Annotated in this window: 21 protein-coding genes and 1 pseudogene; 10 read left to right on the top strand and 12 right to left on the bottom strand. The window is 63.1% G+C overall.

Features of this window, described 5'->3' with window-relative positions; translation table 11 throughout:
• Positions 1–3: 3 nt before the first annotated feature.
• The 3 genes from AC3EML_RS06185 to AC3EML_RS06175 all read right to left on the bottom strand — a co-directional run bounded on the left by AC3EML_RS06185 (position 4) and on the right by AC3EML_RS06175 (position 4,706).
• Positions 4–963: an ABC transporter permease gene (locus AC3EML_RS06185; RefSeq protein ID WP_023671388.1), complete on the bottom strand. Its 960-nt coding sequence runs from the start codon at positions 961–963 to the stop codon at positions 4–6.
• A gap of 16 nt (positions 964–979) precedes the next feature.
• Positions 980–2,566 (bottom strand): ABC transporter substrate-binding protein, encoded by a 1,587-nt coding sequence (locus AC3EML_RS06180; protein WP_023671387.1) that lies wholly within the window; start codon positions 2,564–2,566, stop codon positions 980–982.
• A gap of 154 nt (positions 2,567–2,720) precedes the next feature.
• Complete coding sequence (locus AC3EML_RS06175) at positions 2,721–4,706, bottom strand: CocE/NonD family hydrolase (protein WP_352521756.1); 1,986 nt, start codon at positions 4,704–4,706, stop codon at positions 2,721–2,723.
• 172 nt (positions 4,707–4,878) lie between these two features.
• Here AC3EML_RS06175 and AC3EML_RS06170 point away from each other — a divergent pair.
• Together AC3EML_RS06170 and AC3EML_RS06165 are read left to right on the top strand one after the other, a co-directional pair.
• A pseudogene (locus tag AC3EML_RS06170) lies at positions 4,879–5,141 on the top strand (BrnT family toxin).
• Positions 5,128–5,439, top strand: a complete 312-nt coding sequence (locus AC3EML_RS06165) for a BrnA antitoxin family protein (protein WP_023671384.1) — start codon at positions 5,128–5,130, stop codon at positions 5,437–5,439. The pseudogene AC3EML_RS06170 and the gene AC3EML_RS06165 overlap by 14 nt, the downstream one beginning before the upstream one ends.
• 10 nt (positions 5,440–5,449) lie before the next feature.
• Here AC3EML_RS06165 and AC3EML_RS06160 read toward each other — a convergent pair whose 3' ends face one another.
• The 4 genes from AC3EML_RS06160 to puuE are packed head-to-tail and all read right to left on the bottom strand — an operon-like array spanning position 5,450 to position 8,852.
• On the bottom strand, positions 5,450–6,043 hold the full coding sequence (locus AC3EML_RS06160; RefSeq protein WP_488505171.1) for a nucleoside deaminase: 594 nt from the start codon (positions 6,041–6,043) through the stop codon (positions 5,450–5,452).
• 3 nt (positions 6,044–6,046) lie between these two features.
• On the bottom strand, positions 6,047–6,547 hold the full coding sequence (locus AC3EML_RS06155) for an ureidoglycolate lyase (RefSeq protein ID WP_352521758.1): 501 nt from the start codon (positions 6,545–6,547) through the stop codon (positions 6,047–6,049).
• Positions 6,544–7,401: a bifunctional allantoicase/(S)-ureidoglycine aminohydrolase gene (locus AC3EML_RS06150; RefSeq protein WP_488505170.1), complete on the bottom strand. Its 858-nt coding sequence runs from the start codon at positions 7,399–7,401 to the stop codon at positions 6,544–6,546. Before AC3EML_RS06150 ends, AC3EML_RS06155 begins: the two co-directional genes overlap by 4 nt.
• A 32-nt stretch (positions 7,402–7,433) precedes the next feature.
• Entirely contained in the window at positions 7,434–8,852 is a 1,419-nt protein-coding gene (gene puuE / locus AC3EML_RS06145) for an allantoinase PuuE (protein WP_023831265.1), read from the bottom strand.
• 184 nt (positions 8,853–9,036) lie between these two features.
• On the opposite strand from puuE, the gene uraH reads away from it, so the two are divergent.
• The 4 genes from uraH (at position 9,037) to xdhC (ending at position 14,356) form a co-directional block, all read left to right on the top strand.
• Positions 9,037–9,411 carry a hydroxyisourate hydrolase gene (gene uraH, locus AC3EML_RS06140; RefSeq protein WP_023694734.1) on the top strand — a complete coding sequence of 125 codons (375 nt, stop codon included), beginning with the start codon at positions 9,037–9,039 and terminating at the stop codon, positions 9,409–9,411.
• 3 nt (positions 9,412–9,414) lie between these two features.
• A complete protein-coding gene (gene xdhA / locus AC3EML_RS06135; RefSeq protein ID WP_352521760.1) occupies positions 9,415–10,896 on the top strand; it encodes a xanthine dehydrogenase small subunit in 1,482 nt (493 codons plus the stop codon).
• Positions 10,896–13,262 carry a xanthine dehydrogenase molybdopterin binding subunit gene (gene xdhB, locus AC3EML_RS06130; RefSeq protein WP_023671377.1) on the top strand — a complete coding sequence of 789 codons (2,367 nt, stop codon included), beginning with the start codon at positions 10,896–10,898 and terminating at the stop codon, positions 13,260–13,262. Before xdhA ends, xdhB begins: the two co-directional genes overlap by 1 nt.
• Before the next feature lie 74 nt (positions 13,263–13,336).
• Complete coding sequence (gene xdhC / locus AC3EML_RS06125; RefSeq protein WP_488505169.1) at positions 13,337–14,356, top strand: xanthine dehydrogenase accessory protein XdhC; 1,020 nt, start codon at positions 13,337–13,339, stop codon at positions 14,354–14,356.
• A 12-nt stretch (positions 14,357–14,368) separates the two neighbouring features.
• Here xdhC and AC3EML_RS06120 read toward each other — a convergent pair whose 3' ends face one another.
• The 3 genes from AC3EML_RS06120 to AC3EML_RS06110 all read right to left on the bottom strand — a co-directional run bounded on the left by AC3EML_RS06120 (position 14,369) and on the right by AC3EML_RS06110 (position 17,585).
• Positions 14,369–15,619 carry an LLM class flavin-dependent oxidoreductase gene (locus AC3EML_RS06120; RefSeq protein ID WP_352520573.1) on the bottom strand — a complete coding sequence of 417 codons (1,251 nt, stop codon included), beginning with the start codon at positions 15,617–15,619 and terminating at the stop codon, positions 14,369–14,371.
• Positions 15,616–16,557 (bottom strand): LLM class flavin-dependent oxidoreductase, encoded by a 942-nt coding sequence (locus AC3EML_RS06115; RefSeq protein ID WP_352520574.1) that lies wholly within the window; start codon positions 16,555–16,557, stop codon positions 15,616–15,618. The genes AC3EML_RS06120 and AC3EML_RS06115 overlap by 4 nt, the downstream gene beginning before the upstream one ends.
• A gap of 107 nt (positions 16,558–16,664) precedes the next feature.
• Positions 16,665–17,585 (bottom strand): LysR family transcriptional regulator, encoded by a 921-nt coding sequence (locus tag AC3EML_RS06110; RefSeq protein ID WP_023671373.1) that lies wholly within the window; start codon positions 17,583–17,585, stop codon positions 16,665–16,667.
• Between the two features lie 135 nt (positions 17,586–17,720).
• Here AC3EML_RS06110 and AC3EML_RS06105 point away from each other — a divergent pair, with 135 nt between their 5' ends.
• The 4 genes from AC3EML_RS06105 to AC3EML_RS06090 all read left to right on the top strand — a co-directional run bounded on the left by AC3EML_RS06105 (position 17,721) and on the right by AC3EML_RS06090 (position 22,525).
• A complete protein-coding gene (locus tag AC3EML_RS06105; protein ID WP_023742584.1) occupies positions 17,721–18,938 on the top strand; it encodes a urate hydroxylase PuuD in 1,218 nt (405 codons plus the stop codon).
• Positions 18,939–18,940: 2 nt separating this feature from the next.
• Positions 18,941–20,257, top strand: a complete 1,317-nt coding sequence (gene guaD, locus AC3EML_RS06100) for a guanine deaminase (RefSeq protein WP_352520575.1) — start codon at positions 18,941–18,943, stop codon at positions 20,255–20,257.
• 312 nt (positions 20,258–20,569) lie between these two features.
• Positions 20,570–21,076 (top strand): heme-degrading domain-containing protein, encoded by a 507-nt coding sequence (locus tag AC3EML_RS06095; RefSeq protein WP_023671370.1) that lies wholly within the window; start codon positions 20,570–20,572, stop codon positions 21,074–21,076.
• A 168-nt stretch (positions 21,077–21,244) separates the two neighbouring features.
• On the top strand, positions 21,245–22,525 hold the full coding sequence (locus AC3EML_RS06090) for a glycerate kinase type-2 family protein (RefSeq protein WP_352520869.1): 1,281 nt from the start codon (positions 21,245–21,247) through the stop codon (positions 22,523–22,525).
• Between the two features lie 266 nt (positions 22,526–22,791).
• Here the strand turns inward: AC3EML_RS06090 and AC3EML_RS06085 are convergent, their stop codons facing one another.
• Together AC3EML_RS06085 and AC3EML_RS06080 are read right to left on the bottom strand one after the other, a co-directional pair.
• Positions 22,792–24,258, bottom strand: coding sequence for a UdgX family uracil-DNA binding protein (locus tag AC3EML_RS06085; RefSeq protein ID WP_023700412.1), 1,467 nt, complete (start codon positions 24,256–24,258; stop codon positions 22,792–22,794).
• 2 nt (positions 24,259–24,260) lie between these two features.
• Positions 24,261–25,496: a putative DNA modification/repair radical SAM protein gene (locus AC3EML_RS06080; RefSeq protein ID WP_352520576.1), complete on the bottom strand. Its 1,236-nt coding sequence runs from the start codon at positions 25,494–25,496 to the stop codon at positions 24,261–24,263.
• Positions 25,497–25,576 lie beyond the last annotated feature (80 nt).

Raw genomic sequence — 25,576 nt, 5'->3', positions numbered from 1 at the left:
CGCCTATTTCGGATGTCTGAGGCGCGGATTGGCGACAATCGCCCCGATGTCCGCAATGATGTTGAGGCTGATATAGACGGCGGCGAAGACCAGGCCGACCGCCTGCACCACCGGCACGTCGCGCTTGGTGACGTGGTCGACCAGATATTGTCCCATGCCGGGATAGACGAAGATCACCTCGACCACGACGACGCCGACGATGAGGTAGGCGAGGTTGAGCATGACCACGTTGATGATCGGCGCTATGGCATTGGGGAAAGCATGCTTGCGGATGACGTTGAAGGCCGACAGGCCTTTCAGTTCTGCCGTCTCGACATAGGCCGACTGCATGACGTTGAGGATGGCCGCGCGGGTCATGCGCATCATATGCGCCAGCACAACCAGCGTCAGCGCGGTGGCTGGCAACGCGATCGCCTGCATGCGCTCACCGAACGGCATGCCGTCATAGACCGTGGAAATGGCCGGGAACCATTGATACTTCACGGCAAAGAAATAGACGAGCACATAGCCGATGAAGAATTCCGGGAAAGATGTCGAGGCGAGCGCCAGGCCGGAGATCAGCTTGTCGACCCAGCCATTGCGGTAACGCACGGCGATCAGGCCGAGGATGATGGCCAGCGGCACGGCCACGATCGCAGCCCAGAAGGCGAGGAACAGCGTGTTCCACAGCCGCCCCTTGATCGACGTGGCAATATCCTGGCCGCTCGACATCGCCGTGCCAAGATCGCCGGTGAGCACACCGCCTAGCCAATGGAAATACCTGATGTAAGCCGGCTGATTCAGGCCGAGTTGCTCGCGCAGATTGGCGAGCGATTCCGGCGTCGCCGACTGTCCGAGAATGGCTTGCGCGACGTCGCCGGGCAGGATCTGGGTGCCGGCGAAGATCAGGACCGAAACGGCCAGCAAGAGGACGATGCCCAGCGCAACGCGCTGGGCCACAAGTTTCACGACGGGTGAGGACATATCCGCAAAGCCGGGCTCAGGCTTCGAGCCAGCACTTCGCCAGCGCGTAGCCGTTCATCAGCTCCTGATGCGGATCGTCTACCCAGCCGCCGACCTTGGCGCCTGTCGCATCGATGAACTGATTGAACATCGGCAGGATCAGGCCGCCCTCGTCGCGCACCAGCACGGCCATGTCGTGGTACATCTGCTTGCGCTTGGTCTCGTCGAGTTCGGCGCGTGCGGCCAGCACCAGCTTGTCGAAGTCCGGACGCTTGAAACGGGTGTCGTTCCAGTCGGCGGTCGACAGATAGGCGGTCGAGTACATCTGGTCCTGGGTCGAGCGGCCGCCCCAATAGGAGGCGCAGAAGGGCTGCTTGTTCCAGACCTCGTTCCAGTAGCCGTCGCCGGGCTCGCGCTTGAGCTCGATCTTGATGCCGGCTTTGGCCGCGCTCTGCTGGAAGAGCTGCGAGGCGTCGACCGCGCCCGGGAAGGCGACGTCGGAGGTGCGCAGCAGCACGGTGCCGTCATGGCCCGACTTCTTGTAGTGGAACTTGGCCTTGTCGGGATCATATTTGCGCTGCTCGATCTCGGAAAACAGCGGATAGGACGAATTGATCGGGAAGTCGTTGCCGAGCGAGCCGTAGCCGCGCAGCACCTTGTTCAGCATCTCTTCGCGGTCGATCGCGAGCTTCAGCGCCATGCGCAGGTCGCTGTTGTCGAAGGGCGCGGTGTTGCAATGCATGATGAAGACGTAGTGGCCGGGGCCGGCATGGTTGCGGATGGTGACGCCCGGTACGCGCTTGATGAGGTCGACGATCTTCGGCTCGACGCGGTTGATCATGTTGACCTGGCCGCCCTGCAGGGCCGCCGTGCGCGCGGTCGCGTCGTTGATGACGATGATCTCGATCTGGTCGGCATGGCCCATCTTGTCGGCCTGCCAGTAATTGGCGAAGCGCTCGCCGCCATGGCGCACGCCGGGCTCGTTGGTGGTGACCTTGTAGGGTCCTGCCGAGATGCCGGCATCCGCCTTGTCCTTGCCGCCGTTGGGCTGGACGATGAGGTGGTAGTCGCTGAGGAGATAGGGAAGGTCGGCGTTGGCCTCCTTCAGCGTCAGGACGACTTCCTTGCCACTGGCTTTGATGCTGTCGATGCCTTTCATGTAGCCCAGCGCGCCGGACTTCGATTTTTCATCGGAATGGCGCTCGAGCGTTGCCGCCACATCCTCAGCGGTCACCGTCTTGCCGTTGTGGAATTCGACGCCGTCTCGGATTTTCAGCGTCCACACCTTGGCGTCGTCCGACGAGCCGATCTCTTCGGCGATGCGGTTCTCGAGCTTGCCTTCCGGAGACAGCTCGACGATCAGTTCGCCCCACATCTTGCCAAAGGCGAACGGCACTTGCGTCATGAACAAAGCCGGGTCCAGGCTGTTCGTGGATTCGCCGCCGACGAGGCCGGCCTTCAGCGTGCCGCCCTTGACCGGGCCTTCCGCGCGAGCCGCACTGGAAAGCAGCATATTGGCGAAGGGCGCTGTGACACCGAGTGCTGCGGCGCGGCCGAGGAAATCACGACGGCTCAGCTTGCCGGACGCAACGCGCCGGCTCAGATATTCGAGTTCGTTGGACATTTGAGTTCCTCACTCTGTTGGTTCGACCTTATGGTCGTTTTTTGCTTGTTGTTACCAAAGGGATATTGACCGGAAGGCAAAGCCGTAAGCAAGACGGAATGCGACATGCCGTGGCGTAAATCGTGCGTCGCAACTGGACCAGTCGGGTGGACGCTCAGAGCAGGTCGCGCGGGATCTTCTCTCCGAAATCGCGTTCGAAAACCAGCGTTTCGCCCTCATAGGCTTCGATTCTGGCGCTGACGACGAAGTTTTGCGCGTCGCTGCGCATTTCAGCCGATGTCTCGGTGCGCACCGACCATCCGTTTCGCGACAAGGTCTGCGTCCAGTGCGTGCGACCCGAGGCAGACAGCGGCTCGTCGGGGTGGATCGTCCAGCTCTCGCGGGCAATGCTGCCATTGGCCAGTCCATGCGCGAGATCGCGCACTTCTCCGAAATCATCCGTGATCGACAGCGTGACGATGCCGGTCTTCTCATCGCGATCGACGTGACGCTCGGAATTCGCTGCACGAACTGTCGCGGTTGCCCAGGGTGTTGCGCCTTCGGGAGACTGGAACGAGGTCTCGTCGGCTTTTGCGAGCGGGCGCAGCGGCAGCCTCAGCGTCGCCGCTGAAAGGTCGAGCCGCACCGGCTCCGGCGACGGCCAGATCATCGGCCAGTAAGCATTGGAAACCGCGATGCGCAGGCGGTGTCCGGCCGGCACGCGGTAGGCGCACTGGTCGAGAATAACGCGCGCCGAAACCGTTTCGCCCGGCACCAGCGCTTGCGGCTGTTCGTGCGAAGAACGATGCGTCAGGTTAAGCACGCCGTAGGAGATCAGTTCCGAGGCGCCGTCGGGGTGCACGTCGCACAGTCGAACCGCGATGTTCGCCTGCGGGCGATCGGACGACACCCGGATGAGAAGCTCCGGCGCGCCGACGATGTCGAGTGTCTCGGCAAGCACAGGCTGATCGAAGCAGACGGACAGCGCATCGTCGGGGCGCTGGTCGCCCGGCAGTTCCGGGCCAAAGGTGAAGGGAAAATATTCGCCGCCGGCGAGCCCGCAGCTTTGCGGGGTCGCCACGATCGCCGGCCTGACGCCGTCAGCAATGAGTTCGATCGCCCCGACCTTGATGTTGGGAGACGGCCATTCCTGTTCGGCCACCCAACGGCCCGGCCGCTCCGGGTGCCAGCGCGCCGGCCGCACACTGTCCATGACATAGGCGCGGTAGTCCGGGTCGGCCTCGACGCCGGTGTCGACGCCCTTCAACCAGCTGTCCCACCAGCGCAACGCCTCCTGCAGGAAGCCGATGGCGGGTTTGGGTTCGGCATAATGCGGGTATTTGTGGATCCATGGCCCGACAATGCCCTTCACCGGCGCCTGGATGTTGGTGACCAGATGCGAAATCGTGTTGCGGTAGCCGTCATGCCAGCCGCCGATCGACAGCACGGCGGCTTTGACCGCGGAGAAATCCTCGCAGATCGAACCGCGTTTCCAATAGGCGTCGCGATGCTGATGGCTGAGCCAGAGCGGCAGAAGGAAAGACTGGTTCTCCAGCCGCGTCAGCCAGAGGTCGCGCCAGCGGTTGTCGCCCGCAATCAGCGGATCCGGCGGTCGCGACGAATAGGACAACATGGTCGAGGCCCAGCCGAAATTTTCCGTCAAAAGGCAGCCGCCCTTGTAGTGGATGTCGTCGGCGTAGCGGTCGACGGTCGAGCACAGGCTGATCACCGCCTTCAGCGCCGGCGGCTGCTTGGCCGCCACCTGCAGGCAGTTGAAGCCGCCCCAGGAAATGCCCATCATGCCGACACTGCCATTGCACCAGGGCTGTGCTGCCGCCCAGGCAATCACATCGCAGGCGTCCTGCAATTCCTGCTCGGAATATTCGTCGTCCATCAGCCCTTCGGAATCGCCATTGCCGCGCATGTCGACGCGGATCGAGGCGTAGCCGTGGCCGGCAAAATAGGGATGCGTCAGTTGATCGCGAAAGATGGTGCCGTCGCGCTTGCGGTAGGGCAGGTGCTCGAGGATCGCCGGCACCGGATCGCTGCTGGCGTCCTCCGGCATCCAAACCCGCGCCGACAGCCGGCAACCATCCGGCATGACGATGCCCATATCGGGGAATTCGACGACCTTGCGGGGAAATTCGGTGATGGTTTTCATGCGATGCTCCAGGATGTCAGTGACGCATGGAGCGGGCATGTCATGAAGTCAAACGGGCGACGGCCGGTGTCGCCGCGACGACGCCACGATATGTAGCCCGATTGTTTTGCCCTGATGTTGCAGGATTATAATTAATGTATTACATTTATTAACTGAACCCAACGTGATGAGGATGGTTTCGCCTGAAATCGTTTGGGATGAGCCAAAGCGCGTGGCGAACCTGGACAGCCGGGGTCTCGATTTTGCCGAACTCGATATTGAGTTTTTTGCGACTTCAACCGTCCTTCCAGCCAAGGCCGACCGGTTCAAGGCGATTGGCGAATTCGGAGAGATCATCCTGGCCGTGATTTTCAAGCCGCTTGGTTCGGAGGCGATTCGGTGATCTCGATGCGCCGTGCCAGCCGAAAGGAAAGGTCAGTATATGAACAATCCTAAATCGCGTGTTCGACCGCTTACCGATGCGGAGGAAGTGGAAATTCAAAGACAAATTGTTGATGATCCCGACGATGCGGAGACGACAGACGAACAGTTGGCGCAAGCCAGGCCTTTCGCGGAAGTGTTTCCAGAACTTTTCGAGAGCATAAGGCGTGCTCGTGGCCGGCCAGCCGTGGAGAAGCCTAAGCAAGTCGTGTCCATCCGTCTGGATCAGGATGTCATCAGTAAATTCAAGGCGACCGGCAAGGGCTGGCAGGCCAGGATCAACGAGGTGCTGAAAAACGCGAAGGTAGGCTAGGCAATCCGCGTCAGTTCAGCGGAATGTCGTTTTCGGACTTGCGCGCCTGATAAGCGCCGGACAGTTCGTCGTAGCGGGTGGAAATATTGCCGATCCTTGCCTCAAGCCGGCCGCGCTCGGCCTCGGGCAGCGCCCGCACCAGCCTGCGAATGGAAAAACTCTTCCAATAAGCGTTCTCGGCATTGTAGCCGCCGGGATCAAGAGTGAAGACCTCTTTCAGGATTTTCAGATCGTGCGGGATCGCAAAGCTGTCGCGTAAATCCTCGTGGCTGAAGAGGTAGTAGAAATTGTCGAAGCCGGTCCAGGTGATCGCCGACAGGCAGAGCGAGCAGGGCTCATGCGTGGCGATGAAGATGGCGTCCTTGGTGTCGACGCGTTCGGCCCTGGGCATTTCGTAAAAGCGCTTCAGGCAGTGCACCTCGCCATGCCAGAGCGGGTTTTCGATCTCGTTGTTGGTTTCGGCCAGCACCAGCGAGCGGTCGCCCTTCCGCAGGATGGCGGCGCCGAACAGCTTGTTCCCATGGGCCACGCCCTCTGCCGTTTTCGGCACGATGTCGTGCTCGATGACATCGAGCAGGCGGTCGATCAGCGACAAGTCGGTCATTTCTCAGGTCTCGTGGGGGAGATGGATTTCGTAGGGGTGCGAGAAATGGAACTCTTCGAGGTTGGAGCCGTTGCCGCCGCGGTCGACGATGACGAAATCCTGGGCTTCGCCGAGTGGTGTCAGCACGCCGTGCCAGAGATTGCGCGGATAGTTGACGCCTTGCCCCGGTGCGGTGATGAAGGCATGCGGCTCGCCCGGACCGTCCTTGCCGTCATGGCAGACGACGACCAGGAAAGGCCGCGGCGACAGCGGGATGAACGCCTGGCTGCCCAAGGGATGGCGCTCGACCATGGTCAGCTTCAGCGGCAGGTCGTAAGGCGTGCCGCGCGCCATCGAGATCAGCACGCGGGCATTCGGTCCCGCGGCTTCAGCGGTGGCGAGATTGTGGTAGCGCTCGGTCTTGCCGCCATTGATCGGGTAGTGATTGCCGCCGCCCATGTCGATGACATCGCCGAAGCCGGCAAAGCTTTCGCGGGTCAGCGGCCGCGCTGTGATGCGGGTCACCGCGCGCGACCGCCAATGCCCGCCCCGCCGAGCTTGGCGTGCCGGTTGACGTCCTTGTAAAGGAGATAGCGGAATTTGCCTGGGCCGCCCGCGTAGCAGGCCTGCGGGCAGAAGGCGCGCAGCCACATGAAGTCGCCGGCCTCGACCTCGACCCAGTCCTGGTTGAGGCGGTAGACCGCCTTGCCTTCCAAGACATAGAGCCCGTGCTCCATGACATGCGTCTCGGCAAATGGGATGACGGCGCCAGGCTCGAGCGTAACGATGGTGACGTGCATGTCGTGGCGCATGTCGGCTGGATCGACGAAACGGGTCGTCGCCCAGCGACCCTCGGTGCCGGGCATCGGCGTCGGCGCCATTTGCTGGTCACTGCTGAACAGGACTTCCGGCGCGTCGATGCCGTCGACGGCCTCATAGGCCTTCCTGATCCAGTGGAAGCGCACGGCGTCGCGACCTTCGTTGCGCACCGTCCAGCCGCTGTCCGGCGGCAGGAAGGCAAAACCGCCGGCTTGCAGCACGTGCTTCTTGCCGGCCAGCGAAACGGTCAACTCGCCCTCAACCACGAACAGCACGCCCTCGGCGCCGGCGTCCGGCTCGGGCCGGTCGCTGCCGCCGCCGGGCAGGACCTCGACGATGTACTGCGAAAATGTCTCGGCGAAACCCGAAAGCGGCCTGGCGATGATCCAGGCCCTGGTCTCGTCCCAGAACGGCAGTGGGCTGGTGACGATGTCCTGCATCACTCCCTTCGGTATGACGGCATAGGCCTCGGTGAAGACGGCGCGGCCGGTCAAAAGCTCATTTTGGCCGGGATGGCCGCCATGCGGTGAATAATAGGTTTTCTGGTCAGTCTTGATCATATCCATTGGGTCCTGACCCCTCAGTCATTTCATTAGAGCGGGAGCATGTCTTTCAGGCGGAGCAGCGCGATGCGCTCGACCTGTTTGCAGGCGGTATCGAGTTCGATGCCGCGGCTGTTGCCGATGCGCGCCTCGAACTCGGCGAGGATCTCCTCCTTGGTCTTGCCCCGCACCGCGATGATGAAGGGGAAGCCGAAGGTGGTGACGTAAGCGGCGTTGAGCTTGGAAAACAGCTCGCGCTCCTTGTCGGTCAGCGCGTCGAGTCCGGCGGAGGCCTGCTCGCGGGTCGATTCCGCCGTCAGCCGCCGCGCCTTGGCCAGTTTTCCGGCGAGATCGGGATGCGCGTTGAGGACGCCGATCCGCTCGGTTTCGCTGGCGGCGCGGAAGACGCGGCAGAGCGCATTGTGCAGGCCGCCGGCGCTGTCATGCGCCGGCCCAAGCTCCAGCTCATAGGCACGTTCGGCGATCCAGGGCGAATGTTCGAACACGCCGCCGAAAGTGTCGACGAAGGTCTCGAACGCCATCTTCGACGGCTTGAGCGCCGCCGGCTGGTAAGGGTGGTTCTCCTGCCAGTGCCTGGCGATATCGATGCGCCGTGCCAGCCAGACCTTGTCGTGCGATCTGACATAGTCGACGAAGCGCTTCAGCGCCGCCACCCGCCCGGGACGTCCGACGAGGCGGCAATGCAGGCCGATATTCATCATCCGCGGCCGGCCCGCTTTGCCCTCGGCATAGAGCGTGTCGAAACTGTCCTTCAAATAGGCGAAGAACTGGTCGCCGGAATTGAATCCCTGCGGCGTGGCGAAACGCATGTCGTTGGCATCGAGCGTGTAGGGGATGACGAGTTGCGCGCCGCCGCCGTGCTCGAACCAGTAGGGCAGTTCGTCGTCATAAGTGTCCGACACATAGTCGAAGCCGCCCTCTTCGGCCACCAACCGCACCGTATTGACCGAGGTGCGGCCGGTGTACCAGCCGGTCGGCCGTTGGCCTGTCACCTCGTAGTGCAGCTTGATCGCCGCTTCGAGGTCGCGGCGCTCGTCCTCGGCGCTGTGGTCGCGGTAGTCGATCCATTTCAGCCCGTGCGAGGCCATTTCCCAGCCGGCCTCCTGCATCGCCGCCACCTGGTCGGGCGACCGGGCTAATGCTGAGGCGACCCCGTAGCAGGTCACCGGCACTTGCGCCTCGCTGAACAGGCGCAGCAGCCGCCAGAAGCCTGCCCGCGCGCCATATTCGTAGATCGATTCCATGTTCCAGTGGCGCTGGCCGACCCAGGGCGCGGCGCCGACGATTTCCGACAGAAAGGCTTCCGAGGCCTTGTCGCCGTGCAGCACGCAGTTCTCGCCGCCTTCCTCGTAGTTGACGACGAATTGGACGGCCACATGCGCACCGCCCGGCCATTTCGGATCCGGCGGATTGGCTCCGTAGCCGCGCATGTCTCTAGAGTAACGCATTGCCCCTCCCCGCCGGACGCTGCCGGAAGTTATGATCAGGATAGTCGAAAGGGTTGCTCGCGCATTCCCCCGAAATTTTTGAAAGTGTTTTTGTGCCACTCCGCTCGACCGGGACTTATGCATCGCCTTTAATTGGCGCACAATTCACTGCTTTGTTCGGCTGTATCGGAAATGGGAGGCGCCAGTGGCAGAAACGTCGAAAGCCGATGGCGGACGTCTGACGACGCATGTGCTCGACACCGCGACCGGCAAGCCGGCGGCGGGCCTGTCGATCGCGCTTTATCATCTTGAGAGCGACGCGCGGATACATTTGAAGACCGTCGTCACAAATGCCGACGGCCGCTGCGATGCGCCGCTGCTGGCAGGAGCGGAATTCCGCCTTGGAGAATACGAACTGGTGTTCGCCGCCGGTGACTATCTACGCGGCCAGGGCACCAAACTGCCGGAACCGGCCTTCCTCGACAGTGTGCCGATCCGCTTCGGCATGGCGGAATCCGTGCATTATCACGTGCCGTTGCTTATCTCTCCTTATGGCTACTCGACCTACAGGGGGAGCTGACGCATGGCCAAGATCACCATACGCAACGAGATCCGCTTCATCCTCAATGGCAGGGATGTCGCGCTGTCGTCGGTGGCGCCCGACGCGACCTTGCTCGACTGGCTGCGGCTCGACCGCTCGCTGCGCGGCACCAAGGAAGGCTGCGCCGAGGGCGATTGCGGCGCCTGCACGGTCCTGGTCGGAAAATTGTCCGCCGGCAAGCTGGTTTATGAAAGCGTCAACGCCTGCATCCGTTTCCTCGGTTCGCTCGACGGCACCCATGTCGTCACCGTCGAGCATCTGCGCGGCGCGCCTGGCCAATTGCATCCGGTGCAGCAGGCGATGGTCGATTTCCACGCTTCGCAATGCGGCTTCTGCACGCCGGGCTTCGTCATGTCGCTCTACGGCTTGTGGATGAAGTCGCCGGACCCGTCGAATGCGGCGATCGAGAAGGCCTTGCAAGGCAATCTTTGCCGCTGCACCGGCTATGAGGCAATCATGCGCGCCGCGCGTGCCATCTCCAGCTACGGCAAGGCGGCGAAGGATCCGCTGGCGGCCGAGCGCAAGGCGATCACCGCCAGGCTCGAGGCTATGCATGACGGTGCCCGCGTCGAAATCGGCGCCGGCAAGCTGAGGTTGATCGTCCCGGCCAACGCCGATGATTTCGCCGCTGTACTGGATAAGGAACCCGACGCCACTGTTGTCGCCGGCTCGACCGACGTCGGCCTGTGGGTCACCAAGCACATGCGCGACATCTCACCGGTAGTCTTCATCGGCAATCTCGAGGGGCTGTGCGCGATCTCCGAAGACAATGACGTCATCACCATCGGCGCCGGCGTTACCTACACCGACGCCTTCGCGACACTGGCCAAGCGCATCCCCGCGCTCGGGCCATTGTTCGACCGCATCGGCGGCGAACAGGTACGAAACATGGGCACCATCGGCGGCAACATCGCCAATGGCTCGCCGATCGGCGACACGCCGCCGCCCCTGATCGCGCTTGGTGCGCAACTGACGCTGCGCCGCGGCAAGAAGCGGCGCACCATCGCGCTCGAGGATTTCTTCATCGCCTATGGCAAGCAGGACCGGCAGCCAGGCGAATTCGTCGAGGCCGTGCACGTTCCCGTGCCGGCCAAGGGCACGAAGTTTGCCGTCTACAAGATCACCAAGCGCCGCGACGAGGACATCACCGCAGCCCTTGGCGCCTTTTTCCTCGACTTGGCCAAGGACGGAACCGTGGCCGATATATGCATCGCCTATGGCGGCATGGCGGCCACCCCGAAGCGGGCTTTCGGTGTCGAAAAAGCGCTGCTCGGCAAGCCGTGGACGGAGACAACGGTGGAAGCGGCCATGGCTGGATATGCCGGCGATTTCACCCCGCTGACCGATATGCGGGCATCGGCCGAGTACCGGGCGCTGGCGGCCAGGAACCTGCTGCTGCGCTTTTTTGCCGAAACCAGCGGCAGCAAGGCGCCGTTCCAGGTGTCACGCAACGAGGCGGCCTGATGAACAAGCACGCCTCTCCAGATCTCAAGGCGCAGAAGATTTCCGGTGGCGTCGCCGCCGACCAGCGCCACGATTCCGCGCACAAGCATGTCAGCGGCAGCGCGGTCTATATCGACGATATGCCGGAACCGGCGGGCATGCTGCATGGCTGCCTCGGCCTGTCCACGGCGACGCATGCGACGATCAGCAAAATGGATCTGTCGGCGGTGCGCGCGGCGCCGGGCGTCGTCGATGTGCTGACGGCCAAGGACGTTCCGGGCGAAAATGACATTTCGCCGACCGGTCGACACGACGAGCCGGTGCTGGCCGACGACAAGGTGCAGTTTTATGGTCAGCCGATCTTCTGCGTTATTGCCAAGACGCGCGAACAGGCGCGCCGCGCCACCCGGCTGGCCAAGGTCGAATACAGTCCATTGCCTTTCGTCACCGACATTGGCGATCTCGACCCCCGCAAGGACAAGCTGGTCACGCCGCCGCTCACGCTGAAGCGTGGCGATGCCGCTGCCGCGATCAAGGCGGCGCCCCGCCGGCTGAAGGGCAAGATGCGCATCGGCGGCCAAGAGCATTTCTATCTCGAAGGCCATATCGCAGTGGCCATTCCTGGCGAGGACCAGGACGTCACCATCTATTCCTCGACCCAGCATCCGAGCGAAGTCCAGCATATGGTCAGCCATGCGCTGGGCGTGCCGAGCAACGCCATCACAGTGGAAATCCGCCGCATGGGTGGCGGCTTCGGCGGGAAGGAGACGCAAGGCAACCAGTTTGCGGCATTGGCTGCGATCGCCGCCAAGAAACACCATCGCGCGGTCAAGATCCGGCCCGACCGTGACGACGACATGATTGCCACCGGCAAGCGCCATGACTTCCTCGTCGACTACGAAGTAGGTTTCGACGACGCCGGCAACATTCTTGGCGTCGACTTCATGTTCGCGGCGCGTTGCGGCTTTTCCTCGGACCTGTCCGGCCCGGTCACCGACCGCGCGCTGTTCCATTGCGACAACACCTATTTCTGGCCGGCGGTGCATGCGCAATCGGCGCCGCTTTACACCAACACCGTGTCGAACACGGCGTTTCGCGGCTTCGGCGGCCCGCAGGGCATGGTCGGCGCCGAACGCGTCATCGACGAGGTTGCCTTTGCCGTCGGCAAGGACCCGCTCGAAATCCGCAAGCAGAATTTTTATGGCACCAGTGGTGATAAAGACGGGGGCCGCAACGTCACCCCTTATCACCAGACGGTCGAGGACAACATCATCCACCGCATCGTCGCCGAGCTGGAGGCGAGCGCCGACTATGCGGGGCGCCGCCGCATCATCCAGGCCTTCAACGCCAACAGCCGCTTCATCAAGCGCGGCCTGGCGCTGACGCCGGTCAAATTCGGCATCTCTTTCACAGCCACCCACTACAACCAGGCCGGCGCGCTGGTGCATGTCTACACCGATGGTTCGGTGCATCTGAATCACGGCGGCACCGAGATGGGGCAAGGCCTCTACGTCAAGGTGGCGCAGGTGGTGGCGGAAGAGTTCCAGATCGACCTCGACCAGGTCAAGATCACCGCGACGACCACCGGCAAGGTGCCCAACACTTCGGCCACCGCGGCGTCGTCCGGCACCGACCTCAACGGCATGGCGGCGCAGAACGGCGCCCGCCAGATCAAGGAACGGCTGACCGACTTCGCCGCCGAAAAATACCAGGTGCCGCGCGAGCAGGTGCTTTTCCTGCCCAACCGGGTGCGCATCGGCAACCAGGAGATCGCCTTCACCGACCTTGTCAAGCAGGCCTATATGGCCCGCATCCAACTGTCGGCGGCGGGTTTTTACAAGACGCCGAAAATCCACTGGAACCGTGACAAGGGCGAGGGCCGTCCGTTCTATTATTTCGCCTATGGCGCCTCGTGCTCGGAAGTCTCGGTCGACACGCTGACCGGCGAATATGTCGTCGAGCGCACCGACATATTGCATGAAACCGGCCGCTCGCTGAACCGCGCCATCGATCTCGGCCAGATCGAGGGCGGCTTCATCCAGGGCATGGGCTGGCTGACGACGGAGGAGCTGTGGTGGGACGACAAGGGCCGGCTGCGCACGCATGCGCCGTCGACCTATAAGATCCCGCTCGCGTCCGACCGGCCGAAGATATTCAACGTCACGCTGGCCGACTGGCCGGAGGCCAACGAGCCGACGGTGCACCGTTCCAAGGCGGTCGGCGAACCGCCCTTCCCGCTCGGCATGTCTGTGCTGCATGCGCTGTCGGACGCGGTGGCAAGTGTGGCCGATCATAAGGTCTGTCCGCGTCTCGACGCTCCTGCAACACCAGAACGGGTGCTGATGGCGATCGAACGGCTGAAGGGTGAAGCCAAGAATAGCGCCTGACTCTGACCTGGATTCTGGCAAAACGTGCAATTCAGACTGAAAAACCCTATATTTCCCGTACGGGAATGCGAAATATGAAGTCGAAAGTGCAAAGCCTCAGAGCTTTTCTCGCCAGCGCCGGCCGGCTTGCTCTGGTCGAAGTGGCCGGCACCAAAGGCTCGACTCCGCGCGAGAAGGGCGCCTTCATGCTCGTATCGCAGGCGGCGATTTTTGGCACGATCGGCGGCGGTCAGCTCGAGTACATGGCGATCGACAAGGCGAGGCAGATGGTGGGGTCTTCACCCTCCCCCTTGTGGGGAGGGTCGGCCGGCGAAGCCGGCCGGGGTGGGGGTGCGGATGATCGTGCCAAGCCACCCCGTTTCGCGGACGCCGCCACGCGGCGTCCGCTCACCGACCCTCCCCACAAGGGGGAGGGTAAAGAAGCCCGCATCGCGGTCGATGAAGTCCGCGCCACGCTTGACGTGCCGCTAGGTCCCGAGATCGGCCAGTGCTGCGGCGGGCGCGTCGAAGTCTTGATCCGTATCGTCGATGCCGCGCTTACTGCCGAGCTGATCGCGGCCGCAGAAGCCGAGGAAGCCCACCTGCCGCATGTCTATATCTTCGGCGGCGGCCATGTCGGCCAGGCGCTGGCCTCGACCGTTGCACTTCTTCCCGTGCGTGGTGTCGTCATCGAGACGCGGGCCGAAGCGCTGGAAGGCATGCCGGAAACCGTCGAGACGCTGCTGACGCCGATGCCCGAGGCCGAGGTGCGAAACGCCCCCGCCGGCACCGCCTTCGCCATCCTCACCCACGACCATGCGCTGGATTTCCTCATCGTCGCCGAGGCGCTGAAGCGCGACGACGCGGCCTATGTCGGCATGATCGGCTCGAAAACCAAGAGAGCGACGTTCAGGAACTGGTTCCTGAAATCGGCGGATGGCACGGAGGCTGAGTTGGCCCGCCTCGTCTCCCCGATCGGCGGCGACGCCGTCAGGGACAAGCGCCCGCCGGTGATCGCGGCGCTCGCGGCAGCCGAGATCATGACGGCACTGGTCGTTCACAACACCGCGCCGAATGCCGACCATCAAGTCCAGCATAAGATGATGGCCGGCTAAGCTTCGGCGCGGCTAAGCAGGCCGCTTCAGGCCGAGATGATCTCGCAAGGTGCTGCCTTCGTATTCCCGACGGAATAGTCCGCGTCGCTGCAGTTCCGGCACCACCAGCGTGGCAAAGGCATCGAGCTCGCCGGGGAAGTATGACGGCATGACGTTGAAGCCGTCCGCGCCGCCGCCCTCGAACCGCGCCTGCAATTCGTCAGCGATCCGCGCCGGCGTGCCGACGATACGCCAATGGCCACGTGCGCCGGCGAAATGGCGCGCAAGCTGGCGGATCGACAGGCCGTCGCGGCGCGATTGTTGGATGACCAGCGCCTGGCGGCTTTTCATGCCCTCGGTCTCCGGCAGTTCGGGCATCGGTCCGTCGATCGGATAGCTCCCGAGATCGGAGATGCTGAGATAGCTGGACAGTAGCGCCACGCCGACATCGTCGGGGATCAGCGCCTGCAATTCCTCCTGTTTCTCCCGCGCTTCGGCCTCGGTGTCTGCCACCACCGGGGAGACGCCGGGCATGATCTTGATGTCGTCGGGTTCCCGCCCATAGCCCGCCATACGGCCCTTGAGGTCGTCGTAAAAGGCCTTGGCTTCCTCGAGGGTCTGCGCCGCCGTGAACACGACGTCGGCGGTGCGGGCGGCAAGGTCGCGGCCGACATCCGAGGCGCCGGCCTGCACCATCACCGGCGCGCCCTGCGGCGAGCGCGGCAGGTCGAGCGAGTCGCGCACCGAAAAGCTCTGGCCGTTGTGACCGTGAAAGCCGCTGCCTTGCCAAAGTCCTGATACCACCTCGGCGAATTCGCGCGCCCGCTCGTAGCGGTCGGCATGCGGTTTCAGGCCCGTCGCGCCGAAATTGGCGGCTTCGATGGGACTGGCCGACGTCACCAGGTTCCAGCCAGCCCGGCCACCACTCAGATGATCGATCGAGAGAAAGGTGCGCGCCAGCCCATAGGGCTCGTTGTAGCTGGTCGAGGCCGTCGAAACGAGGCCGATGCGGCTGGTCTGGACGGCGAGCGCGGACAGCAGGCTGATCGGCTCGAAGCCGATCGAGCGTGAGGTCTGGCTGGCGATGCCGACATTGGCTTCGCGCAGGCCGGCGGCGTCCTCGCAGAACACCATGTCGAACTTCGCCGCTTCCGCCGTGCGCGCCAGCCGGATGTAATGATCGATGTCGATGCCTGCCGTGACATGCGCCTTGGGGTGACGCCAGGCGGCGATGTGGTGGCCCGTCGCCCACAGGAAGGCGCCAAGCTTCATCTGGCGGGTCATTGCGCTCCTCCGGCAAGTCTGAGATGCGAACGCAAGGTGGTGCCGGGATAATCCGGTCGGACGAGGCTGCGGCGCTGCAATTCCGGCAGCACGCGGCCGATGAAACCGTCAATCGCGGCAGGCGGTATTGCGATGTTGAACCCGTCGCAGCTTTGCGAGCTGAACAATGTTTCGAGCGCGTTGGCAGCGACATCTGCGCCAACGTTCAGCAGCAGCTTGACCGCACCCGGATCGCGTCCGCAGGCCACAACGCGGCGCTTGAGATCGTCATGGCGCGCCTTGGCGTCCTCTGTGGGTCTGTCCAGCAGGACGACATCGGCGGTGCGGGCGGCGATATCTAGGTCGGCCTCGGACAGGCCGGACAGCACCAGCACCGGCGTATCCTGCGGCGAGCGCGCGACGTTCAGCGGCCCGCGCACGGAGAAAAATTCGCCCTTGTGGTCGAGCAGGTGCATTTTTTCGGGATCGTGGAAGCGGCCGCCGGCCTTGTCGAACAGCAGCGCGTCGGAATCCCAGCCCTGCCACAGGCGCTGAACGATGCCGATGTATTCCTGCGTGCGGCGGCGGAACACATCGTCGGAAAATCCATCCGGCCGGCTGAAATTGGCGGCTTCCCCTGGCGCCTGCGCCATGGTCGCGTGCCAGCCGGCGCGGCCATGGCTGATGATGTCGAGCGAAGCAAAACGGCGCGCCAGATTGTACGGCTGGTGAGCGACCGTCGAGGCTGCAGCGACAAGGCCGATCCGACTTGTCACCGTCGGCAGCGCCGCCAGCAAGGTCGTCGCTTCGAAAAAACTCGACCCGGCGCTGTTCGGCGCGGAATCATCGAGGACAATCATGTCCAGCCCCGCCGCTTCCGCTTGCTTGGCAAAGCCGGCCAGGTCGCTAAACCCGAGCGGCTGCCCGGAAGTAATGTTGAGCGAAACGGCAAGATGCATTGTGGCTTGCTGGTCAGTCGGCATGGGACCATCGATCATAGGGCGGCGTATGCGAACCTAAGGTCACCTGCTTGTAAGACAACCCTGGCGACTGGGCCAACAGCCCCTCACTTGCCGGCCAGCAAATCCTTGATCAGCCGCTGGCAACGCTCGGCCATGAAGTCGAGCAACAGCCGCACCTTTGGATCCTGCAGCTTCTTGTGCGGATAGACGGCGGCGAACTGCACCGGCGTTGGCGGCGTGCTGGCCAGGATGACCTGCAGCCGCCGGTCGCGGATGAAGGGTTCGACCTCGAAGCGCGGCTTGTTGATGATGCCGCGGCCCGACAGCGCCCAGCCGGTCAGCACATCGCCATCGTCGGTGTCGTAGGGGCCGTGCACCTCGAATTTCTGCGGGCCGGACGGCGTCTGCAGCGTCCAGACATATTCGCGCGCCCCGGAATAGCGCAGCATCAGGCAGTCGTGCTTCTTGCCGATCAGCTCCTGTGGCTCCACCGGCTCGCCGCGCGCTTCGAGATATTTCGGTGCCGCCACCAGCACGCGTTCACATTCCATGATGCCGCGCATCCGCAGGCTGGAATCCTCGATGATGCCGAGCTTGAAGGCGACGTCGATGCCTTCCTTCATGATGTCGATATTGTGGTCGGAGAGCCTCAGCCGCACCTCGATATCGGGGTATTTGTCGTGGAAATCCGGAATGCCCGACGCCACCAGCCGCCGTCCGAGGCCGAGCGGTGCGGTCACCTTGATGGTGCCGCGCGGTTGGCCGGAAAGCGCCGAAACCGCGGCTTCCGCCTCGGTGATAGCCTCCAGCACCTGCTTGGCGCCGGAGTAGAACACCGTGCCATGCTCCGTCGGCATCAATTGCCGTGTCGTGCGGTTGAACAGCCGCACGCCGAGGTGTTTTTCCAGCTCCTTGATGCGGTTGGAGGCGACCGCCGGCGAAATGCGCATGTCGCGGCCTGCCGCCGAGAGATTACCAAGCTCGACGACGCGGACGAAGACGGCGATGTTGTCGAGATAGGCCATTCGTGGCTCTTTATGTGGCGGCGTACGTGGTCAGCCTAGTATTTTCCATTTTTTTTTGAAAGTCATCGTACACCTCGCCTCTTTTCGTTTGCGCCCCACACCGTAAAGTCAGCCGATCGGCAGGGACGATTTCACATGATGGATTTCGCGATTTTCTGGGACTGGCTGAGTTTCGCCGTGCGCTGGCTGCACGTCGTCACCGGCATCGCCTGGATCGGCTCGTCCTTCTATTTCGTCGCGCTCGACCTTGGCCTGCGCCAGCGCCCCGGCATGCCGGTCGGCGCATTCGGCGAGGAATGGCAGGTGCATGGCGGCGGCTTCTACCACGTCCAGAAATATCTGGTGGCGCCGGCCGAAATGCCGGAACACCTGACCTGGTTCAAGTGGGAATCCTACGCCACCTGGCTGTCCGGCTTCGCCATGCTGTGCGTGGTCTACTATGCCGGCGCCGATTTGTTCCTGATCGACCCCAATGTGCTGCCGATGTCGGTGCCGGTCGGCATCCTTTTGTCGATGGCCACCATCGGCGTCGGCTGGGTAGTCTACGATCTGCTCTGCCGCTCGCCGCTCGGCAAAAGTGACACCGGACTGATGCTGGTGCTCTATGGCGTGCTGGTGTTCATCGCCTGGGGTCTGACGCATCTGTTCACCGGCCGCGCCGCTTTCCTGCATCTCGGCGCCATCACCGCCACGATCATGTCGGCCAATGTCTTCATGGTGATCATTCCAAACCAGAAGATCGTCGTCGCCGACCTGATTGCCGGCCGCAAGCCCGACCCGAAATACGGCAAGATCGCCAAGCAGCGCTCGCTGCACAACAATTACCTGACGCTGCCCGTGCTGTTCCTGATGCTGTCGAACCACTATCCGCTGGCGTTTGCGACGGAGTTCAACTGGGTCATCGCCTCGCTGGTGTTCATCATCGGCGTCTTGATCCGGCACTATTTCAACACCGTGCATAAGCGTGCCGGCAACCCCCACTGGACCTGGATGGCGGCTGCGGTGCTATTCGTCATCATCATGTGGCTGTCGACAGCGCCGAAAATACTGACCGGCGAGCCCAAGGCATCCGCCGCGGCCGAAGTCTATATCGCCTCGTCGCATTTCCCGGCGGTGCGCGACACCGTGCTTGGCCGCTGCTCGATGTGCCATACGGCCGAGCCGGTCTATGAAGGCATCTACCATGCGCCGAAGGGCGTGATGCTCGACACCGACGCCGGCATTGCCGAGCATGCGCGTGAAATCTATTTGCAGGCCGGGCGCAGCCACGCCATGCCGCCCGCCAACGTCACCCAGATCAGCGACAAGGAACGGGCGCTGCTGGTCGCCTGGTTCGAAGGCGCAGGGAAATAAGCATGACTTCGACACTTCTGCGCGGCCGCACGCTGAGCTTTTTGCGCTTGCCCGAAGCCATCACCGACCATGCCGCCTGGCGCTATGAGGAGGATGGCGGCCTGCTGATCCGCGATGGCCGAATCGTTGCCGCCGGCGCCTACGCTGATGTGGAAAGGCAGGCTGGCGACGGTGCGAAAAAGATCGATCATCGGCCGCATCTGTTGCTGCCAGGCTTCATCGACGCGCACGCGCATTTTCCGCAGATGCAGGTCATCGCCTCCTATGGCGCCGAACTGCTCGACTGGCTGAACACCTACACCTTTCCCGAAGAGACCAAATTCGCAAATGCCCAGCACGGCCGCCGCATCGCGCGGCTGTTTTTGGATGAAATGGTGCGCCACGGCACGACGACGGTCGCCGCGTATTGCTCGGTGCACAAGGCCTCGGCCGAGGCGTTCTTTGCCGAATCGCACGCGCGCGGCATGCTCAACATTGCCGGCAAGGTGATGATGGACCGCAACGCGCCGGCAGGCGTGCTCGACACACCGCAATCGGGCTATGACGACACCAAGGCGCTGATTGCGGAATGGCACGGCAAGGGCCGCCAGCTTTATGCGATCACGCCGCGCTTCGCCATCACCTCTTCGCCCGAACAGTTGGAGATGGCCGGCGCGCTCTGCCGCGAGCATCCCGATCTGCATATGCAGACGCATCTGTCGGAAAACCACGCCGAAATCGCCTTCACGCAAAAACTCTATCCGCAGGCGCGCGACTACACCGATGTCTACGAGCAGTATGGCCTGCTGGGGCCAAAGAGCCTGTTCGGCCACTGCATCCATCTCTCGGAACGCGAGGCCGATGCGCTGTCGGACAGCGGCTCGGTGGCGGTGTTCTGCCCGACCTCGAACCTGTTCCTCGGCTCCGGCCTGTTCGATTACCAGCGCTTTCGGCGCCGCGACAAGCCGCTGCGCATCGCCGCGGCCAGCGATGTCGGCGGCGGCACCAACTATTCGATGCTGCGCACCATGGACGAGGGCTACAAGGTGATCGCGCTGACTGGCGAAAAGCTGAACCCGTTCCAGTCCTTCTGGCAATTAACGCGTGGCAATGCCGAGGCGCTGTCTATGGCGGACAAGGTCGGCACGCTGGATGAAGGCACCGATGCCGACATCACCGTGCTCGACGCCCGCGCCACGCCGGCGATGCGGCTGAGGATGGCGACTGTGGAGACGCTGGCGGAGGAGCTGTTCCTGCTGCAGACGCTGGGCGACGACCGTGCCGTGCGCGAGGTCTATGTCGCGGGGCGGCCGGCCAAGAGTGATATGATCGCGGGTTAGGACTTATCATCCGCGCGGGACAAGATGATGATTGCGCCTGGTTGCCAAGAGGTTCCCCCACTCCGTCGCCGCTTCGCGGCGCCACCTATCCCCCTCCGGAGGGAGAGGAAGGGAGCCTTTGCTTCGGAGGACGGGCGCCGGTTCGGACAGCTTTGCGCCCTTCCTCTACCCCGTCGATCGGGGGAGAGGTGTCGAGAGAAGCTCGACGGAGTGGGGGGGCGATCCTGGCGGGGCAAGACCACCACCGCGACGAGACCTTGACCGGGCGGAGCTTGTCGTACACACGATTTGTGACGATTTCGGAGAACAAAAATGGCCGCCGCAGACGACATCGCTCTGATCCAGAAACAGGAAGAGACGCTGGTCTTCCCGGCCTTCGACGAGGCCGTCGCGTTCAAGGTCGGCGCGGCGATCCGCGAGCGGGCGCTGGCCGAAAAGCTGCCCATCATCATCGATATCAGGCTGTGGGATCGGCCGCTGTTTTATGCCGCGATGCCCGGTTCAAACGCCTCCAACCCCGACTGGGCACGACGCAAGATCAATGTGGTCAAGCGCTACCTCAGGAGCACCTATCGTCTGGTGCTGGAACAGCAGCGACCGGACCGCACCTTCAAGGTCGGCGAGGGGCTGGATATTGCTGATTACGTACTGGCCGGCGGCGGGTTTCCGGTGACTGTAAAGGGTGCCGGCGTCATCGGCGTCATCGCCGTCTCCGGCCTGCCGGAACGCCAGGATCATGGCGTCGTCGTCGATGCACTGTGCGATCATCTCGGCGTCGATCGGACACAATTGGCGCTGCCGCCGGAAGGTAAATCGTGACGTTGGCGCTGCCCCTCATCCGCCTGCCGGCACCTTCTCCCCGTATAGTGACGGGGAGAAAGGACAAGCTCGAGCGCTGGCGATCCCCTCTCCCCGTCTTTCACGGGGTGAGGGTGAGGGGCAGCGCCAACGTTTGCTCATTTTGAAAACCGCCAGTTACGGCCAAGGATAACCGTGCTCGATCCCAAACCCTTTCTCATCTCGATCTTCAATGCCGCTGTTGCCGCTGCCGATCCTGAACGGACCATCAGGGATCATCTGCCGGCCAGGCCCAAGGGCCGCACCATCGTCATCGGCGCCGGCAAGGGCTCGGCGCAGATGGCGGCGGCATTCGAGAAGGTGTGGGATGGCCCGATCGAAGGGCTGGTCGTCACCCGCTACGGCTATGGCGCCAGATGCGAGCGCATCGAAATCATCGAGGCGGCACATCCGGTGCCGGACGCTGCCGGTCTTGAGGCGTCGCGGCGCCTGCTCGAAAAGGTGCAAGGGCTGACTGCGGACGACCTGGTAGTGGCGCTGATATCGGGCGGAGGATCGGCGCTGCTGCCGTCGCCTGCCGCCGGCCTGACGCTCGCCGACGAAATCGCCGTCAACGAGGCGCTGCTTGCCTCCGGCGCGCCGATCGCGGCGATGAACACAATCCGCAAGCATCTCTCGACCATCAAGGGCGGCCGGCTGGCAGCTGCCGCCTGGCCGGCCAAACTGGTATCACTGGTTGTCTCTGACATTCCCGGCGACAACCCGGCGCTGGTGGCCTCCGGCCCGACCGTGCCCGACTCCGGCAACCGCGCCGATGCGCTGGCCTCGATAGCGGCCTACGGCATGAAACTGCCCGACGCCGTCATGGCGCACATCAACTCGCCAGAGGCCGATGCGCCAGATCTGGATGACCAGCGCTTTTCACGCAATGAAGTGCACCTGATCGCCTCGGCTGGCGTGTCGCTGGAAGCGGCAGCCGCTGAGGCAAAACGGCAGGGCATCGAAGCCGTCATCCTCTCCGATTCCATCGAGGGCGAGGCGCGCGAGGTCGGTGGCGTGCATGCAGCCATTGCGCGCGAAGTGGCGACGCGCAACCGGCCGTTCAAAAAGCCGGTGCTGATCCTGTCCGGCGGCGAGACGACCGTGACCTTGCGGGCCCCTGTTGACGGAAAAAGGGGCAAGGGCGGCCGCAACTCCGAATTCCTGCTCGCCTTTGCCATCGGCATCAGCGGCGCGGAAGGTATTCATGCACTGGCCGCCGATACCGACGGCATCGATGGCTCGGAAGACAATGCCGGCGCCTTTGCCGATGGCTCGACTGTCTCGCGCATGCGTGCCGCCGGCATCGACGCCAAGGCGATGCTGGCCGGCAACAATGCCTGGACGGCGTTCAACGCGATCGGCGATCTGTTCGTGCCGGGGCCGACGGGTACGAATGTGAACGATCTGAGGGCAATCCTAATCAGTTAATCTGGCCGTGGCGGCCGAAGTTTTCCAACGTTGGATTCACGACCGTGAAGCCACCCAGCTTCGTCATCCCTGGGCGAAGCAGGAGCGAAGCTCCGTCGCGAAGACCCCTGGGATCCATTCCGTGATGTTAGCCGTCGAGCGCAACGGCATAATTCTGCACCGTAGCAGCGTGCAAACGTCGCGGCATGGATCCTCGGGTCTGCGCTGCGTCGCTTCACTCCTTGCTCCGCCCGCGGATGACGATGTCGCTGAGGCTTTCGCTCATCTCACGACCCCATCAGCCGCTTCACCTCTTTCATATCCTTTAGGAACCGCTCGCGCTCAGCCTCCTTGTCCGTCGGCTCGTGAATGCGCAGGATAAAGGAGGGGTGGATGGTGATGAACACGCGCAAGCCATCCTCGCGTTCGATCAACTGGCCGCGCATTTTCGTCACGGCAATGGCCTTGCCCAGCAGCGACAACGCCGCCGTTGCCCCAAGCGCCACGGCGAGGTCCGGCTTGATCAGCTCAAGCTCCCGGCCGATCCACCAGCGGCAGGCCTGGACTTCGCCGGCATTTGGCTTCGAATGGATGCGGCGCTTGCCGCGCGGCTCGAACTTGAAATGCTTGACGGCGTTGGTGACGTAGACTTTTTGCCGGTCGACGCCTGCGTCATCGAGAATTGCATCGAACACTTTGCCCGCTGGCCCGACAAAAGGTTTGCCGGCGAGATCTTCCTGATCGCCCGGTTGTTCGCCGACGAAGACCACTTTGGCATCATCCGGCCCCTCGCCGAACACGGTCTGTGTCGCGTCGCGCCACAACGGGCAGCGGCGGCAGCCTTTCGCGGCTTCGCGTAGCTCGGAAATGGTGTTGGCGTCATCGTCCGGCGCCTCGGCCGGCTCGCGCTTCGGCCAATGTTTCGCCTGCAGCTTGGCGTGGTGCGGCGCCGGCGTTGTCGGCAGTCTGGCAATCATATCCCTGGCGGCCTCGTCCGCTCCTGCGATCAGATCTGGAATGAGCGAGGCCTCGGGAAGGTTCCGCCAATATTTCTTCGGCATCTCCTTCTGCATCGCCTTCACCTTGAGCCGCGCCGGGTTGAAGATGTTTTCGAAATAGGTCAGCCACAACGCCTCGGTGTCGTCCTGATCGGGTGCATCGCCCTTGGCCGCACCCGGCCCGATCGCCAGCCTTTCGCCGTTCCAGTCGGCGGAGGCATAGGGCGTCAGGATGGTCCAGCGCATGCCGGTGAACCGCCGGACGAAGAAATCCGCGTTGCGCTCGACAATGAAATGCTCCGGCTCGAACCAGGCGACGTAGCGCTCGTTCTCGCCGTCGCCGATCTTCCGGAAGCGTACGAAGGCATGCATCTTATGGCTGTCGCGCCGCACCGCCTTTTCCATGGCTTCGAGCCGCCTGGTGTCGGGATCGGATGCGATCGCCAGCAGTTTCGGCTCGGTGCGCAGGCGCCAAAGCATCCAGTAGAGAAAGGCAAACCGGCCGGGGTCGGAGTGGCAGAAGGCCGTTTCGGCATGGGCGATGAACTCGCGCGGGACGGTAAGCTGCGCGCCCTCTGGCACCGCCGGCAAGGCATCTTGAGTATCATTGGCGTCGGACCCGACACCCCAACTAATATCCTCAGGTCGGACCTCATTCAGCGCCAGACGCCGTGCCGCATCGCGCCAACCGGCGAAATCGGTCTGGCTCGCTAGCCGGACAGTGTATCGGGCAAGGTCGAGCTGGGCCGGCTGCATGGTCAAAACAGAGACAGTTGTTCGCAGGACTTTACGATCGTGTCGCGCAAGCCGGTCTTGTCCGTTAGTCCACCCGGCGACCAGCCTTCGGCGATCATGAAGGGCCTCAGCTTGGCGATCGAATGGCAGATCCGTCCGACATCTTCCAGCCGCATGTGTCGGTGGCGGCGGGTTTCAAGGATCTTCGCCACCACCTTGGTGCCCAGACCCGGAACCCGCAGCAGCGCTTCCCGATCGGCGCGGTTGATGTCGACGGGAAACCTCGCCCGATTGCGCAAAGCCCAGGCGAGCTTGGGGTCAATGGCGAGATCGAGCATGCCGTCGCTGCTGCCGGCGAGGATTTCCGGCTGCGAAAAGCCGTAGAAGCGCATCAGCCAGTCGGCCTGATAGAGCCGGTGCTCGCGCATCAGCGGCGGTTTCTGCAGCGGCAGCGACGATGACGAATCCGGGATCGGGCTGAAGGCGGAGTAATAGACGCGCCGCAGATGGTAGCTGCCATAGAGCCGCGCACTGGTGTGCAAGATGCCGTCGTCGGATGTCTTGTCGGCGCCGACGATCATCTGCGTCGACTGACCTCCGGGCGCAAAGCGTTCGCGCTTCTTGGTCCTCAGCGTCGGCTCGGCTTTTTCCTCCATCTTCCGGCGCAGGTTCGCCATGGAAAGGCGGATCGTTTCCGGCTTCTTCTCCGGCGCCAGTTTCTTGACGCCCTCATCGGTCGGCAGTTCGACGTTGATAGACAGCCGGTCGGCGTAGAGCCCGGCCTGCTCGACCAGTTCGGCCGAGCTTTCCGGAATGGTCTTCAGATGAATATAGCCGGAGAATTTTTCGTCCAGCCGCAGCCGCCGCGCCACCTCCACCATCTCGGCCATGGTCTCGTCGGGCGAACGGATGACGCCGGAGGACAGGAAGAGGCCCTCGATGTAGTTGCGCCGGTAGAAATCCATGGTCAGCTTCACCACCTCGTCGATGCTAAAGCGGGCGCGGCGCACATTCGATGACGAGCGGTTGATGCAGTAGCTGCAATCGTAAATGCAGAAATTGGTGAGCAGGATTTTCAGGAGCGAAATGCAGCGGCCATCCGGCGCGTAGGAATGGCAGATGCCCATGCCTTCTGTGGAGCCGATACCGCCGGATTGGAGCGAATCCTTCTTCGCCCAGCCGGACGAGGCGCAGGAAGCATCGTATTTGGCGGCGTCAGACAGGATTGCCAGCTTTTCACGGACGGTAGGTGCGCTCATCCGTTCATGATATGTTCTTGAAGGCTGCAGCGCCACCTCATTTGATGCAGGCGGCGAAAAAGTAATCGCCGCCTGATCGT

This window comes from Mesorhizobium sp. P170090 (genome assembly GCF_057786115.1).
This window is presented reverse-complemented; position numbering and strand designations above follow the sequence as displayed.

Excerpts from the sequence above, each read along its gene's own strand:
- xdhC (WP_488505169.1), top strand. The coding sequence starts at position 13,337 with ATGAAGTCGAAAGTGCAAAGCCTCAGAGCTTTTCTCGCCAGCGCCGGC.
- AC3EML_RS06165 (WP_023671384.1), top strand. The coding sequence starts at position 5,128 with ATGAACAATCCTAAATCGCGTGTTCGACCGCTTACCGATGCGGAGGAA.
- AC3EML_RS06095 (WP_023671370.1), top strand. The coding sequence starts at position 20,570 with ATGGCCGCCGCAGACGACATCGCTCTGATCCAGAAACAGGAAGAGACG.
- AC3EML_RS06115 (WP_352520574.1), bottom strand. The coding sequence starts at position 16,557 with ATGCATCTTGCCGTTTCGCTCAACATTACTTCCGGGCAGCCGCTCGGG.
- AC3EML_RS06080 (WP_352520576.1), bottom strand. The coding sequence starts at position 25,496 with ATGAGCGCACCTACCGTCCGTGAAAAGCTGGCAATCCTGTCTGACGCC.
- puuE (WP_023831265.1), bottom strand. The coding sequence starts at position 8,852 with ATGCGTTACTCTAGAGACATGCGCGGCTACGGAGCCAATCCGCCGGAT.
- AC3EML_RS06150 (WP_488505170.1), bottom strand. The coding sequence starts at position 7,401 with ATGATCAAGACTGACCAGAAAACCTATTATTCACCGCATGGCGGCCAT.
- AC3EML_RS06180 (WP_023671387.1), bottom strand. The coding sequence starts at position 2,566 with ATGTCCAACGAACTCGAATATCTGAGCCGGCGCGTTGCGTCCGGCAAG.
- AC3EML_RS06175 (WP_352521756.1), bottom strand. The coding sequence starts at position 4,706 with ATGAAAACCATCACCGAATTTCCCCGCAAGGTCGTCGAATTCCCCGAT.
- AC3EML_RS06110 (WP_023671373.1), bottom strand. The coding sequence starts at position 17,585 with ATGGCCTATCTCGACAACATCGCCGTCTTCGTCCGCGTCGTCGAGCTT.
- AC3EML_RS06185 (WP_023671388.1), bottom strand. The coding sequence starts at position 963 with ATGTCCTCACCCGTCGTGAAACTTGTGGCCCAGCGCGTTGCGCTGGGC.
- xdhA (WP_352521760.1), top strand. The coding sequence starts at position 9,415 with ATGGCCAAGATCACCATACGCAACGAGATCCGCTTCATCCTCAATGGC.
- guaD (WP_352520575.1), top strand. The coding sequence starts at position 18,941 with ATGACTTCGACACTTCTGCGCGGCCGCACGCTGAGCTTTTTGCGCTTG.
- xdhB (WP_023671377.1), top strand. The coding sequence starts at position 10,896 with ATGAACAAGCACGCCTCTCCAGATCTCAAGGCGCAGAAGATTTCCGGT.
- AC3EML_RS06105 (WP_023742584.1), top strand. The coding sequence starts at position 17,721 with ATGATGGATTTCGCGATTTTCTGGGACTGGCTGAGTTTCGCCGTGCGC.
- AC3EML_RS06085 (WP_023700412.1), bottom strand. The coding sequence starts at position 24,258 with ATGCAGCCGGCCCAGCTCGACCTTGCCCGATACACTGTCCGGCTAGCG.
- AC3EML_RS06120 (WP_352520573.1), bottom strand. The coding sequence starts at position 15,619 with ATGACCCGCCAGATGAAGCTTGGCGCCTTCCTGTGGGCGACGGGCCAC.
- AC3EML_RS06160 (WP_488505171.1), bottom strand. The coding sequence starts at position 6,043 with ATGACCGACTTGTCGCTGATCGACCGCCTGCTCGATGTCATCGAGCAC.